We start from the raw sequence: 13,735 nt of genomic DNA, 5'->3' as shown, positions 1-13,735 counted from the left end.
ACCGGTATAAGAGAAAACCAAAGGGAAGGCAGCGTCCCGAAAGTTGCCCAGACGCAAGAGAAAGCCGATGGGCAGGGAACGCAAAGGGCTGGGAGTTGCCGAGCGAGGAAAAAGAAGAACAAAGCTGCCTTCCCCAAAAATAGGGATAGGCAGCAATGAGGTAAGATGTGTAAGCATATGCGACGTTTAATTAACATGTAAATGCTGAACGTCTACTTCAATTAATTTTTCAATGGAAGCAGAACCAAATTCATCTTCGACGTCTCCAGTGAATTCTAACTGAATCCAGCGGGCGTTTGGAGAAAGTTGAACCGTATAGTACCCGTGAGCGGTTTCTGCTTCACCCGGTCCTAACGTAGTTGTCATCATATCAGAGGAAGGGTCATTTATGTTTTCAAGCTGCACGGCTCCTTCTACCGTATCTCGCGAGTCGTCTAACACGACGATTTCAATAAAATCTTGATCAAGGGTCAGCGTAAGGTCGGAGGCGTCGTTCGGGTTTTGTACATAAGGCTGGAGATACATCACTTGCTTTTCAGGGTTTGTGTACTTGACACCGATTTCTACACGTTCTGTTAACTGCTGATAGCTGTGACTGAAGATGGGGGTAGACGTGAGAAAGATGGTTAAGCCGAGTCCAATGGCACAAAAAGCACCTAGCAACAGCCACTTCCACCATTTGATTATCAATATGGCCCACACTCACTTCCCTGTAAATTAATGTTAGACAACGATGTTGTATTTTATAGTATAAGGAAGTTTACCCGATAACTTAATAAGAAAAACCAAACCGTTAAAGAGATGTAATGCCATTGTTACATACGAAACGGAAAATTATTTTAATCGGGCAGTTTGTTATATTCCGGAGAAGTGGAGGGGGCTTTGGATTTCGTTGCGATAAGAAAGAGAGATGACAATACGAGCATCACACCGAGCAGCTGCCATCGGCTCAGATGGTCATTGAATACAAGAACTCCTGTTATAATCGCAACAACGGGTTCAATGGTTGTTAAAATAGAAGCTCGGCTCGATTCCATGTATTTCAGTCCGTTGGTATATAAAACATAGGCGAGGGCCGTCGGGATCAAAGCTAACCCGATAGCTGTCACCAAAGTATCTCCTCTCCATAACAAATCTGTCTTGTCCATTAACCCTCCCACCGGTACCATTAAGACACCTGCACAAATAAAAGAGTAAACGGTGATGGTAAGGGAGGAGTAGGCGGTGCTGATGTATTTCCCAAATATGCTGTAAAGGGCATAGAAAAAACCCGAGCCGATCCCGACCACGATGATCCCGAGCGATAGGTTCGTGTCGAAAGCAGGAAGCAGGCCAACGGTAAAAGCGCAGCCAATGATAGTGAATACAACAGCAAGTACTTTCCGTTTTGTCAGATATTCCTTGAACAACAAGCGCGAAAGAAGTGTGACGAATAATGGACCGGTGTACAACAAGGTAACGGCCAGCGATAAGGATGCTTCCTCCATGACTGTGAAATAACACCAATTAAACAACACGATGCTCACAATGCCTGTCCCTATAAAAAAAGGAAGATCTTTTATCTTGATCTTCAAATAGGAAGGCTGGAAGATACATAAAAAACAAACAAGCAAAAGGGCCGAAAAGATAACCCGTATTGCTACCGTTTCCCAAGGAGTAAATCCAATCGTATATAGATGATTCACAAATAACCCGATCAATCCCCATAGTGCTGCCCCGGTTATCGCACATAACAAAGCTTGCTGGCGGTTCATTATGTATCCCTCCCTTCCTACTCGAATAAAAAGATCAACGTTGACGAACAAGGAGCAAATTGGCACTTAGTGCTGCTATGTTTGTCATCATAATAATAACTCCCATCGGTACAGCAGTGGACTCACCGGCTATGCCTACTAGAGGAGCAGTGATGGAGCCGAGGACAAAAGGCAGTAATCCGAGTAACGCTGCAGCACTCCCGGCCCTATGCCCTTGTGTCGCCATCGCCAGTGAAAAGCTTGTCGTGTTGACGAACCCGACCGACGTGACAATGAGGAACAGAGGAACAATTAAGAAGATAACCGGTGCTTCGATGACAGTCATGACCATCAAAAATGTGCTGGCGGAGGAAGTCATGATGAGACCAAATAATAACAGTTTTCTCTCTGCCACAATACCGGCAAGCCTTCCCGTTGTCTGACTGCCTATAATGATCCCTAATCCATTAAAAGCAAGCAAAAATCCAAAAGCTTGTTCCGACAACCCATATATCCCTTGAAACACAAAGGGTGAACCTGATATGTAGGCAAAGACTCCTCCCATGATCAGTCCTTGGGCCAGTGAATAGCCTAAAAAGGGTTTATCCTTTATTAAATCACCGAACGTGAGAATGGTTTTCTTTATACCGGTTTGGGAACGATTTTCTTCGGTTAGTGTCTCTGGCAAGGCGACCAGTACAGTGATAAACATGATGATTCCAACGACGCTTAATAAGACAAAGATTCCTTCCCAGGTCGTATAGTTCAAGACAATACCTCCGGAAGCGGGAGCGAGTATAGGAGCAAGCCCATTCACAAGCATCAACAAAGCGAAAAATTTCGTCAATTCTTTCCCAGAGTATAAATCTCGAACGACGGCTCTTGAAATAACGATGCCTGCAGAGGCGGCAAACCCTTGTATGAAACGACCGAGAATTAATATCCAGATGGATGGTGCGAGAACACAAAGGAGAGAAGCTGCAAAATAAGTGAGAAGAGCGGCGAGCAGCGGTTTACGTCTTCCTTTCATATCACTGATCGGACCGATAACTAACTGGCCACTTGCTAATCCTAACAAACAAGCGGTTAAACTAAGCTGGACGAGAGAAGCATTTGTCTGTAAATCTTGAGCAATGGATGGGAAGCCAGGTAAGTACATATCTACTGTTAATGGACCGAACGCAGCAAGTGATCCAAGCAGGATAGCCATCCACAAACGTCGTCCCGTGCTTAATGTCTGATTCTGTTGTTCTTGTTCCATATATGCATCAAGCGACCTTTCTTAGTGTTTTCTCTAAATAAATATACCATCATTGGTGTGGCTCTATGATTCCCCTTTTTGTTATTACAGAGCCATCTGTACAGAAATATCATACCATGCCAATCTTTGTCTTACTACGCAAAAAGGTGATTCCTCTTCCTCCCCAAGAGAGGAGACACGAACAAGAAAAAAGAACCAGTGGCGTTGTGTTTCACTGGTTCTTGGAGTCAAAGTCAGCACGTCCTGTGCAAACCGGGGCGCTTCCGCTTTTCTTAAAATAAATCAGGATCTACCGTGACAGGTTTTAAGTTTTCAGAACCATCCATCCGAGAGAGAAATGCTGTTAACAGGTCGATCAATTGTTCAATGTCTGATAAGCTCGCTGTTTCAACGGGAGCATGCATGTACCGTAATGGAAGGGATACGAGAGACACGGGTACGCCTTTGCCTGTTTTTCGTAGTTGATCGGCATCGGTACCTGTACTTCTTGGTGTTAATTCATATTGGAGTGGAATATTTTTCGACTTGGCCGCTTCCTCGAGAAGGTCATTGGCTTTTCGGTTGATCGGTGCTCCTTTTGCTAGTACAGGCCCTCCGCCTAAGGTGATACTTGGATTTCCATCAGGATTAGCTCCTGGATAATCGGTGGCAAACGTAACGTCGATGGCAATAGCAAGGTCTGGCTTCAATCCCGCGCCTGCAAAATAGGCACCACCTAGATTTGTTTCTTCATTAACCGTGCTAACGGCGGATACACCTATATTCGTATTTGCTCTTCGCAATCGTTTCAGTGTTTCCGCCACAATGAACGCGCCTGTGCGGTTATCGAGGCCTCGACCGCTGATTCGCCCATTCAACAACGTTTCCGGATCACGTTTATACACCGCCGTATCACCGACAGCAATATATTTTTCGATTTCTTCTTTTTTCTTGGCACCGCAGTCAATAAACAAATCAGAGAAACTAAATTCGTCGTTCGCTCCGCCGTGGTGCTCGGCTTTCACTCCAATTACTCCTGTAATCGTTTCGTGTTTACCGAGGATTTCGACTTTCATCCCAAGGGCAGGCTTATGGCTGATCCCTCCGAGTTTCTCCACGTACACGTAACCGTTATCGTCAATCGACTTAACTAAAAAACCGATTTCATCACAATGGCCTGCTAAGACAACGTGAAAAGGAGCATTGGGACGGAGAGTGGCTATGGCATTCCCCGCGTAGTCTGTCTTTAATGTATCCGCAAAAGGCTGAACATAGCGAAGCCACTTTTTCTGTATGGCCGCTTCCATACCAGATGGTGACGGGGTACGTAATAAATCAAATAAAAATGCTTCCGATGATGGATTCATAGATATCGCCCTTTCGTTGAATAATGACTTCAATGAAAAAAACCTCTGTGTTGTGTAAACAAGAAGGTTCCTTCTAGATTTCTTTCCACATTTCCCTTGTTATTTCCTGTGTGAGACACAAACTCATTCGATTCCCTTCGACGTTTTTTCCACTTCTGAAAACCTTCTCTCGAAGTACATATAAAGGGGAGGAGGGTTCTACTTTCCATTATAGAATAAATGCTCGTTTGACTGCCAGAAGACGGGAAGAGAGATGTTTTGTATGTTTTGTTAGCGTTTCCGAGTTCTGATCGGATAGCTCGGAAGGTCTTTAACACTTGTCGCCGATGGGCGGGCGCCTTGAGATTTTCTTGTTGTCTAGCTTCAGCGCCTAGCTGCTCGGGGTTTCATCGTCTTCCCCTCCGGCCATCAGGATGGCCTATGGCGAAGACAGATGAACCTGTCGCAGCTAAGCAAGGCGCTTCCGCTTTTCGTTATGTCTAGCTGCGGCGTCCAGCCACTCGGGGTTTCTTCGGTGCAGTCAATGAAGAAGAACACCTTTCTTTGCTGCCCCTCCAGAACCTGTCGTGGGCCCACAGGACGTGGGTCAGTTCGACGTTGTCACAGGACGTGACGATCTTAGTCGAACATCCTTACACGCCTCCGCTTTTCTTGTTGTCTAGCTTCAGCGCCTAGCTGCTCGGGGTTTCATCGTCTTCCCCTCCGACCATCAGGATGGCCTATGGCGAAGACAGATGAACCTGTCGCAGCTAAGCAAGGCGCCTCCGCTTTTCTTAAAAAAATGAAAGGTTTTTTATCGGGGGCGGAGAAGGAATGAGGAAGATACAGTATGTTGTGCATCTAAGAGTTTTAGAAAACGCTTTTCACATTCCGGTAACGCAAGGTGAATGACAGCCATTGTAATTTCTTAGGAGAAAGGAGTGCATGCTCATGTTCATTTTTTCAGAGAAAGACATTCGGCAAGTGACCGATGTAAACGAGAAGGCATTAGAATTAATTGAAGACGGGTTTAAAAAATTAGCAAGAGAAGAAGTAACCATGCCGCCGATTTTACGTGTCGATATTCCTGAAAACAATGGGGAAGTAGATGTGAAGACAGCCTATGTAAAAGGAATGGATAAGTTCGCGCTTAAAATATCATCGGGGTTTTTTAATAATCCGGATAAAGGCTTGCCAAGCTTAAGTGGGATGATGCTTTTATTCAGCACAGAAACCGGTTTTACCGAAGCAGTATTACAAGATAACGGATATTTGACGGATGTACGCACAGCGGTAGCCGGAGCATTGGCAGCGAAATATTTAGCGAAGCCGAAGATGAAAACCGCGGGAATTATTGGGACGGGAACACAAGCCAGATACCAGCTTCGAGCCCTTCACCTGGTGCGAAGCTTTGAAGAGGTGCTCGTATACGGAAGGAAAGAAGAGAGAGTGCATCAATATATTAAAGATATGGAAGACACACTGGGAGTTAAGGTGCGGGCAGCTGAAAGTCCAGAAGAAGTAGTCCGTCACAGCGACACTGTGGTCACAACCACACCAGCTAAAGAACCTCTGATTCAAAAAGAATGGCTCCATCCCGGACTCCATATTACAGCCATGGGCTCTGACGCGGAGGATAAAAATGAAATTCACCCGTCCGTATTAGAAGAAGTGGATGTCCTCGCTTGCGACTCTGTATCCCAAGTTTTCCGATTAGGGGAACACCATCACGCTGCAGAAGCAGGGGTCCTGAAGGAATCAAGCAACACATTGGAATTGGGACACCTCGCGTTAGGAAATGAGAAAGGCAGAGAAAACGATGAGCAAGTCACGTTCTGTGATTTAACCGGGACGGGAGTGCAAGACACAGCCATTGCCGTGTATGCGTATGATAAATTAAGAGAAGCGGAGAAGGGAATACGCTTCCCTGAGTAGGAATGAGAAGGAAAGTAGTACCCCATCGGTTTGAACACGTCTTCCCTTTTCTATTGGTGATAAGCCTTACTAAAGCTTGTCACCGATAGTGGGGGCTTTGCGCTTTTTGTGCCCCATGAATGTCATTGGGGATGGAGCCCCTGCTTGTCAAGGGAGGGAACTCTGTATATACTCGCTAGGAGAACTTTTTTCTGAGGAATAGAGAGAGATGGGCGTACATAGAGTGTGATATCAGAGCCCTGTATTCATATAAGTCAGTACGTCGTCTACTAGCTAACGCAGAAGTAAGCACGCCCTGTAGAAGTCAGGCGTTTTGCGCGTTTCTTTCTTGCAAGCATCTCTCGGAATCGCTACACTTTTATTATTCAAGGAAAGATGGACGGCACCCGATACAGGTGAAAATGGCAGGAAAGCTATTTCCCCAATAAAGGAGAGTGACCGGCATTGACAGCTACACAGAAAACTCCGGTCGACGTGAAAATGACGACCGACATTCGCCAGCAAGGTGAGAAAGACCAAGTCCAACTGCAAGCGAGAGGCGAACTGTATAAGAAAAATAATACCACCTATGTAAAATTCACCGAGGATTTGGAGGATATAGGGAAAGTGTCTACGTTGTTGAAAGTCGGAGAACAGGAAATTACGGTGATCCGATCAGGAGCTGTAGAAATGCGACAGCTGTACCAATATGGTGAAAAAACAGAAGGCAGCTATGAGACGCCTTATGGTAAATTAAAGACAGAGGCAGACACCGATCAAGTGGCTGTTATGTGGTCAGACAGTGGACGGACGGGCCGCATTCAGTTTGGTTATGATTTAACATTGCAGGGAACGGTTGCAGGACGGTATGATGTAACTATTTCAATAGAGGAGGATCATGACGTTGAACATCGTTGAAGATAGAAAAGAAAAAATAAAGACGGAAATAGCCCGGGCGGTGGAAGCTGCCGGGCTTGCGGCCAAGGAAGACATTCCTGCGGTGATCTTGGAGACGCCAAAGGAGAAAGATCACGGGGATTTTGCCACAAACATTGCGATGCAGTTAGCGAGAGTAGCAAAAAAAGCCCCTCGTCTGATCGCAGATGATATTGTACAACATATGAAAACATCAGAAATATCCATTGAGAAAGTAGAAGTGGCTGGCCCTGGATTTATTAACTTATTTTTAGACAATGCCTACTTGCGTGAGTTGATACCTTCCGTGTTAGACGCAGGAGAAGCATATGGTCAAACGGATACAGGGCGGGGGAAGAAAGTTCAAGTCGAATTTGTCTCTGCCAATCCAACGGGGAATTTGCACCTCGGACATGCCCGTGGTGCAGCGGTTGGTGATTCTCTTTGTAACATCCTCGATAAGGCAGGGTATAACGTAACGAGAGAATATTATATTAACGATGCCGGAAATCAAATAAATAACCTAGCATACTCTGTAGAAGCACGTTACTTAGAAGCGCTTGGCAAAGAAGCAGAGATGCCGGAAGACGGCTACCACGGGGAAGACATCCGTCAATTTGGACAAGACTTGGCTTCTGAGTTCGGTGATCAGTTCGTGGAGATGCCGGATGATGAGCGCTTCGCTTTTTTCCGTGAATACGGATTGAAAAAAGAATTAGAGAAGTTAAAGCAGGACTTGGAGGATTTCCGAGTTGCTTTTGACGTGTGGTTTTCGGAAACATCGTTATATGAAGAAGGCAAAGTAGAAGATACGCTTCAACTTTTACAAGAAAAAGGGGTAGTATATGAAAAAGACGGTGCTATTTGGTTTACGTCGACCAATTATGGTGATGACAAAGATCGCGTCCTCGTGAAAAGCGACCGTTCTTACACATACTTAATGCCAGATATTGCTTATCATAAAAATAAATTTGAACGCGGCTTTGAAAAAGTGATTAACATTTGGGGAGCAGACCATCATGGGTACATACCACGGATGAGAGCTGCAGTCCAAGCCTTAGGTTATGAAAAAGAACAGTTGGAAACGCAGATCATCCAAATGGTGAATTTGTACGAGAATGGCGAACGTGTAAAAATGAGCAAACGGACAGGAAAGGCTGTCACATTACGTGACCTCATGGAAGAAGTAGGTATCGATGCTACTCGCTATTTCTTCGCGATGAGAAGTGCCGACACCCATCTTGATTTTGACTTAAGCTTGGCGAAATCACAGTCTAATGAAAACCCTGTGTATTACGTGCAGTACGCGCATGCCCGCTTGTGCAGTATTTTCCGTCAGGCAGAGGAAAAAGGATTTTCATTTGACCCGGATGCCGATCTGAGCTATGTCCAGACAGAAAAAGAATACGATCTCTTGAAAAAGATGGGAGAATTTCCCGAAGTATTGGAGTTAGCAGCAGAGAAATACGCCCCGCACCGCATTACGAATTATCTTCATGAGCTGGCGTCTACTTTCCATAGCTTTTATAACGCCGAACGTGTAGTGGACGAAGAAAGTGAAGCAAAAACGAAAGCACGGCTTGCCCTTGTAAAAGCAACACAAACGACATTGCAAAATGGGATGAAGCTTATCGGTGTATCCGCCCCTGAGAAAATGTAACAAAACAAGATATGGCATGACTAAGCTGGATGTTGAAGACACTGTTCTTCAAGTCCAGCTTTTTTGATGTTGTTTGTGACAGGGGCAGGTCAAAGCGTTCATCAATTATAAGTAGATTTTAAACTTAAGAAGCTTTTTCTATTTGATGCTTATTAAATTGTAAATTTCCTGTTAAATAAAGCCCAGTAAAGACAAAAAGAGTCGCAAGCACTTCAAATATCGTAATCACTTCCCCTAGTAACGTGAAAGATAAAGCATATCCTGCAATCGGTGTTAAAAACAACCAAATATTCGCTTTTACTGTGTCTTGTTTCAGCAAATAAAACCACAGAACCATAGCTAATATAGACACAACTAAGACAGACCACACAATATAAATAACAAGATTCAGATCAACGATTAGAGGTTTATCCCATTCTAAAACAATCGCTGGAATAATTAATATAATCCCTCCAAATAACACTTGCCACCCATTGATAACTATACTAGGTAATTGTAATTTAGCTTTTTGAAAATATACACTTCCAATAGCCATAGATACCATTCCAATCATTAGCAAGAAAATCCCGCTTACTGTAGAATGACTGTTTTCAAGCTGAGGGATTGTAGCAATGAGTAAACCAATTGCTGAAATAAGCATGCCGATCCACACTTTTTTTTGGACTATTTTCTTGGTGTAGAGTGAAGAAAGAAGCGCAACAAGTAGTGGATTAACAGCAACTGCTAGATTAAAAAAACCTGATGAAACAGTTTGTAATGCCAAAAAGCCGCAGCCAAGATACAAGGAAGTGTTAAATAACCCTAATAAAACCAAGGGCTTCCATTCGCCCTTTCGTGGGAGACGATATTCATCTTTTTTAAATAAATGAATGTATAGCAAGATTAATATTCCAGCAAAAAGAAATCGAATGATCCCCATTGTTAATGGAGCAGCAGACAATAGTCCGAATTTAACAGACACAGCTCCTGATGCAAATAAAATTGTAAATAGAATACCGATTAACATGTAATCATCCTCCCATGCAGGACAAAAAACATCATCGTAATTTGTCTTTTCATTGCAAGGGTAATGATATATTATATATAATTTAAATAAAAGTACGTACATTTTTGTATTATAGGAACATATTTTATATGTAGTATCATAAATGATTCCTAAAAAAGTTGTTCAAACAGGTTGTTTTTGGACTATTTTAAAAATGGAGGTCGACAATAAATGAAGGACTTTAAAAAAGAGTATTGCTCTGATACGACTGCATGTCCAGTCTCAATTACAACGAATGTCATAGGTGGTAAATGGAAAGGAATTATATTGTATAATTTAATGTCTGGACCAAAACGATATAATGAATTAGGGAGATTGCTGCCTCACACAACAAAGCGTATGTTGACTTTGCAACTTCGCGAGTTAGAACGAGATGGGATTGTACATAGGGAAGTTTATAGAGAAGTCCCTCCAAAAGTGGAGTATTCTCTGACAGCATTAGGAGAAACATTAAAGCCAATACTAAACTTCATGCGGGATTGGGGAGATAAATATGAAGATGTGATCTTCCAGAATAGAGAGGAATTGATAGAAACAGACGAGAAAACTGAACATCCACACGAATAAATTCGGTGGGTTCTAAGGTACTTGAGAAGCACTTCCCTTGAAGATGTGTTATCTTCTTACAGGACTAATGCTGTTCCCTTAGACTTTCATCAACGACGCATAGTCCGATAAGTGTCAGGTTCGTTTCTGTTTTTATTTCACTATCACTCATTCATTCCTCAAATAATAACTTCTTATCTCTTACATCGAGCCGCCTTTGACTGTCGATCTCGCACAGGTCATTCTTCACATTCATGATAAGAAACGCACTGTACAGATCACGTTGTATTTTCACGCCATCGAAGTCATCCCACCGTTTGCTCACTGTTTTCTTCACGTATTCCCCGCTAAACATCTCAACCAATTCTCCCAACCGTTGTCATATAACTCCCTCTGTCCACCTAATTACAGCACCATTCATTAGTTCTAATAAATAATTTAAAATCAAAAAGACTTGACGTCATTCATCCTCGTCAATGAGTGAAGAGGTTTTCTTGTGTCATCTTTCGTAAATAGAGAAGTAAGATCTTCATTGCATAAAGAAGACACAAGACAAGCATATTAATGACAAGGATGTGACATGGATGCAAGAAACGCTTTTATCCTTAGTTACAGGGGTTATCGTCGGTCTGTTATTTGCAGTTGTTCGTCTGCCGATACCGGCCCCGCCTGCTTTACCGGGGATTATGGGGATCATTGGAATATTTCTTGGTTATAAAATTTACGAGTGGATTCTTCCCTTTTTTCAAGGAGGGGGAAGCTGACGAACGTAAGAGGTGAGAGAGTGTGCCATTTATGACATCACAAGGTGCTACCATTCATTACCAGACATGGGGGTCGGGGTTTCCCATTATTTTTATCCATCCTCCTTCCATGGGAGCCGCTACATTTATGGAACAGAAGGAATTATCGGATGAATTCCAAGTGATCTGCATGGATGCGAGAGGCCATCGATTAAGCAGTAATGGAAAAGGGACGTTGACGATTCAAGAATGGGCCGTAGATATTTATCATTTAGTAGAAGAATTGAATCAGGAAAAGGTGATATTAGCCGGATATTCCAGTGGCGGCTCGGTCGCATTAGAATTTGCTTTACGCTGGCCGGAACGCACCGCTGGAATAATACTTACGGGAGGATTTCCCGAAGTTTGCAGTACATTGTTAAAAAAGGAGTTTGAGATTGGGATCTGGTTTGCAGAAAATAATCATACGACGTGGTTGGCGCATATTTTATCTTTTTCTAACTCCCGCCGACGAGAACATCGGAAAGCCATTGCACAGACGGTGAGTACCATCCGTCCCCGCCTGCTGCAATCGCTCTATGAGTCCGGGATGACATATAGCTGTACGAATCGGTTATCCGAGTTAAAAGTGCCATTGCTGCTTATCTATGGAACGAGAGATTGGTACGTTCATTATTATCAGTATCTTTTTTACAAATATGCCGTTCATGCCCCGAAAGAAGTGATATACGTGGATAGCGTCGGTCACCAAGTGCCAACATTAGAAGCGCACACTTATAATGCAGTGGTGAGACGATTCGCAAGAGACACCCTTTCCCACGTTAAAAATATGTAGAAACGTCCCTATTAACAGGGAAAGACGAAAGACGATGACGATCCCATCGTCTTTTTTGTCTTTTTAAATGCTGAGAGGGGCTCTTATGCTTTTCTTAAAAAGAGGAAAGCTGCCGCCCTCTCTGGCGACAGCTCCATAAACAAGACAGAACATAGGAATGAAAGTATTGTGTCGTTACATATATTTTACCATGAGGCTTTCTGAGAGGAAAGATCTTCATTTACAACACGGAACGGAGAGAAAGCGCACATACTTCTTTCAATTTTTCCACAGGGGACGGGTCTTTGATCTTGTCATAGGAGAGCAAAGTGGACTGTTTCATATCGATTTCCAGAGAATTTTTGATGCTGTGCACCAAGTCTTTATCGGTGAAGAGGACATTCATTTCCCGGTTCAAGTAAAAGCTCCTGCGGTCAAAGTTCACCGTGCCGGCCATGCCAAAGGAGTCATCGGAGACAAAGGCCTTCGTATGATAAAAACCGAGTTGAAAATGGTACACACGAGCGCCTGCTTTCACGAGCGGACGGATATAGTAAAAGGACGCTTCTTTCACAAAAGGGTGGTCTCTTTTCTCAGGCAAAATAATACAAATGTTCACACCGCGTGCTAAAGCAGACAAAAGTGCTTCGTATAAAGGAGGGGTAGGAATGAAGTAAGGACTGGCAATATAAATATAGTCTTTTGCGTTCTCAATCTTCTCTTTATAAAAGGCAGCCAATCCAAACCCGTCGGAGGAAACAAACTGAATCTCTTGGGACCCGTCACGGAGAGCAGGATAATACGTTTGTGAGGAGGAGATCGTTTTTTTTGTACGTTTCCAGTCTATGAGAAATTGTGTTTGTAGGTCCTGTACTCCCGCTCCATGAAAACGGCAATGATAATCCCGCCAATACCCCATCTGTGGATCTCTGCCTAGATACTCATCACCAATATTGAAGCCGCCCAAGTAGCCGGTTTTGCCGTCTATGACCGCAATTTTTCTATGATTACGCCGGTTTAAAGAATAAAAGAAAAAAGGGAACGAAGGGGATTGTGTGTACGCTACGCTCACCCCACTTGCTTGCAGCTGCTGTTTTCCTTTTTTATCCATGCCGGCACCGAAACGATCCACCATGACCTTTACTTCTACACCTTGTTCCGCTTTTTGACAAAGAATATGAATGAATTGCTCACCGATGTGGTCCGCACGAAAAATAAAAAACAAAACGTGTATATGGTGAGAAGCTTGTTTGACGTCTTGAAAAAAGGCATCAAAAAAATCTTTCCCGTCTTCTAAAAACGTGACGTTATCTTTACGAACGGGATAGAATACGGTGTTGTTCTCTTTTCGATGGGCTTTCTTCCCGTAGTAAAAGTCCAGACACACCCAAACGCCTGCCAATGCTGCCAAGATGACGAGGCAGATTAGGATCATCACACCAACCTCCATTTTCTCTATACCTATAGAGTGCCCAAACGTTTTCATTTTAGCGATAGTTGTTCTTGTTGACATCAAAAAGAGTGTGACTATACAAATGTTCGAGGGTCCATCGGGGGATTAATCTTTTGCTACTTGCGTGCAAGTGAGTGCTTTGCGCTTTTGTGTTGTCGAGCTACAGGCACCATCGGCTCGAGGTCGCTTCAACCCGCACTGCGGCGGCGGGTTTCCAGCGCTTGTCGCCGATGAACGGTGCTTTCGCTTTTCTATTGTCTAGCTTCAGCGCCTACTCGCTCGAGGTCACTTCAGGCCTTTGCAGAAGCCGAAAAGCGACTTCTGTC

Annotated in this window: 13 protein-coding genes; 6 read left to right on the top strand and 7 right to left on the bottom strand. The window is 43.7% G+C overall.

Features of this window, described 5'->3' with window-relative positions; translation table 11 throughout:
- Positions 1 to 186: 186 nt before the first annotated feature.
- The 4 genes from BM095_RS07235 to BM095_RS07215 all read right to left on the bottom strand — a co-directional run bounded on the left by BM095_RS07235 (position 187) and on the right by BM095_RS07215 (position 4,340).
- Positions 187 to 690, bottom strand: a complete 504-nt coding sequence (locus BM095_RS07235; protein WP_143083196.1) for a hypothetical protein — start codon at positions 688 to 690, stop codon at positions 187 to 189.
- A gap of 149 nt (positions 691 to 839) precedes the next feature.
- A complete protein-coding gene (locus BM095_RS07230) occupies positions 840 to 1,754 on the bottom strand; it encodes an EamA family transporter (RefSeq protein ID WP_091659490.1) in 915 nt (304 codons plus the stop codon).
- Between the two features lie 34 nt (positions 1,755 to 1,788).
- Positions 1,789 to 2,994 carry a multidrug effflux MFS transporter gene (locus BM095_RS07225; protein WP_091659486.1) on the bottom strand — a complete coding sequence of 402 codons (1,206 nt, stop codon included), beginning with the start codon at positions 2,992 to 2,994 and terminating at the stop codon, positions 1,789 to 1,791.
- 272 nt (positions 2,995 to 3,266) lie between these two features.
- Positions 3,267 to 4,340, bottom strand: a complete 1,074-nt coding sequence (locus tag BM095_RS07215) for a M20/M25/M40 family metallo-hydrolase (protein ID WP_091659480.1) — start codon at positions 4,338 to 4,340, stop codon at positions 3,267 to 3,269.
- A gap of 930 nt (positions 4,341 to 5,270) precedes the next feature.
- Here BM095_RS07215 and BM095_RS07210 point away from each other — a divergent pair.
- From BM095_RS07210 to argS, 3 genes are all read left to right on the top strand, one after another.
- On the top strand, positions 5,271 to 6,254 hold the full coding sequence (locus BM095_RS07210) for a cyclodeaminase (RefSeq protein WP_091659862.1): 984 nt from the start codon (positions 5,271 to 5,273) through the stop codon (positions 6,252 to 6,254).
- Between the two features lie 444 nt (positions 6,255 to 6,698).
- Positions 6,699 to 7,151, top strand: coding sequence for a DUF1934 domain-containing protein (locus BM095_RS07205; RefSeq protein WP_091659478.1), 453 nt, complete (start codon positions 6,699 to 6,701; stop codon positions 7,149 to 7,151).
- The gene (gene argS / locus BM095_RS07200) at positions 7,138 to 8,808 is read left to right on the top strand and encodes an arginine--tRNA ligase (protein ID WP_091659475.1); all 1,671 of its coding nucleotides are present in this window, start codon (positions 7,138 to 7,140) and stop codon (positions 8,806 to 8,808) included. Before BM095_RS07205 ends, argS begins: the two co-directional genes overlap by 14 nt.
- A 124-nt stretch (positions 8,809 to 8,932) precedes the next feature.
- Here argS and BM095_RS07195 read toward each other — a convergent pair whose 3' ends face one another.
- The gene (locus tag BM095_RS07195; protein ID WP_177194745.1) at positions 8,933 to 9,814 is read right to left on the bottom strand and encodes a DMT family transporter; all 882 of its coding nucleotides are present in this window, start codon (positions 9,812 to 9,814) and stop codon (positions 8,933 to 8,935) included.
- 210 nt (positions 9,815 to 10,024) lie between these two features.
- On the opposite strand from BM095_RS07195, the gene BM095_RS07190 reads away from it, so the two are divergent.
- A complete protein-coding gene (locus tag BM095_RS07190; protein WP_091659470.1) occupies positions 10,025 to 10,420 on the top strand; it encodes a winged helix-turn-helix transcriptional regulator in 396 nt (131 codons plus the stop codon).
- 151 nt (positions 10,421 to 10,571) lie between these two features.
- Here BM095_RS07190 and BM095_RS07185 read toward each other — a convergent pair whose 3' ends face one another.
- Positions 10,572 to 10,754 carry a hypothetical protein gene (locus BM095_RS07185; RefSeq protein WP_091659468.1) on the bottom strand — a complete coding sequence of 61 codons (183 nt, stop codon included), beginning with the start codon at positions 10,752 to 10,754 and terminating at the stop codon, positions 10,572 to 10,574.
- A gap of 229 nt (positions 10,755 to 10,983) precedes the next feature.
- Here BM095_RS07185 and BM095_RS07180 point away from each other — a divergent pair, with 229 nt between their 5' ends.
- Together BM095_RS07180 and BM095_RS07175 are read left to right on the top strand one after the other, a co-directional pair.
- Positions 10,984 to 11,163, top strand: a complete 180-nt coding sequence (locus BM095_RS07180) for a XapX domain-containing protein (protein WP_091659465.1) — start codon at positions 10,984 to 10,986, stop codon at positions 11,161 to 11,163.
- A gap of 31 nt (positions 11,164 to 11,194) precedes the next feature.
- Complete coding sequence (locus BM095_RS07175) at positions 11,195 to 11,977, top strand: alpha/beta fold hydrolase (protein ID WP_245757847.1); 783 nt, start codon at positions 11,195 to 11,197, stop codon at positions 11,975 to 11,977.
- Between the two features lie 220 nt (positions 11,978 to 12,197).
- Here BM095_RS07175 and cls read toward each other — a convergent pair whose 3' ends face one another.
- On the bottom strand, positions 12,198 to 13,391 hold the full coding sequence (gene cls / locus BM095_RS07170) for a cardiolipin synthase (RefSeq protein ID WP_177194744.1): 1,194 nt from the start codon (positions 13,389 to 13,391) through the stop codon (positions 12,198 to 12,200).
- Positions 13,392 to 13,735: the final 344 nt, after the last annotated feature.

This window comes from Alteribacillus iranensis (genome assembly GCF_900113025.1).
In the GTDB taxonomy this organism is placed as follows: Bacteria; Bacillota; Bacilli; order Bacillales; family Marinococcaceae; genus Alteribacillus_A; species Alteribacillus_A iranensis.
This window is presented reverse-complemented; position numbering and strand designations above follow the sequence as displayed.

Coding starts and splice junctions, on each gene's coding strand:
- cls (WP_177194744.1), bottom strand. CDS start 13,391: ATGATCCTAATCTGCCTCGTCATCTTGGCAGCATTGGCAGGCGTTTGG.
- BM095_RS07190 (WP_091659470.1), top strand. CDS start 10,025: ATGAAGGACTTTAAAAAAGAGTATTGCTCTGATACGACTGCATGTCCA.
- BM095_RS07185 (WP_091659468.1), bottom strand. CDS start 10,754: ATGTTTAGCGGGGAATACGTGAAGAAAACAGTGAGCAAACGGTGGGAT.
- BM095_RS07175 (WP_245757847.1), top strand. CDS start 11,195: ATGACATCACAAGGTGCTACCATTCATTACCAGACATGGGGGTCGGGG.
- BM095_RS07230 (WP_091659490.1), bottom strand. CDS start 1,754: ATGAACCGCCAGCAAGCTTTGTTATGTGCGATAACCGGGGCAGCACTA.
- BM095_RS07215 (WP_091659480.1), bottom strand. CDS start 4,340: ATGAATCCATCATCGGAAGCATTTTTATTTGATTTATTACGTACCCCG.
- BM095_RS07180 (WP_091659465.1), top strand. CDS start 10,984: ATGCAAGAAACGCTTTTATCCTTAGTTACAGGGGTTATCGTCGGTCTG.
- BM095_RS07210 (WP_091659862.1), top strand. CDS start 5,271: ATGTTCATTTTTTCAGAGAAAGACATTCGGCAAGTGACCGATGTAAAC.
- BM095_RS07225 (WP_091659486.1), bottom strand. CDS start 2,994: ATGGAACAAGAACAACAGAATCAGACATTAAGCACGGGACGACGTTTG.
- BM095_RS07195 (WP_177194745.1), bottom strand. CDS start 9,814: ATGTTAATCGGTATTCTATTTACAATTTTATTTGCATCAGGAGCTGTG.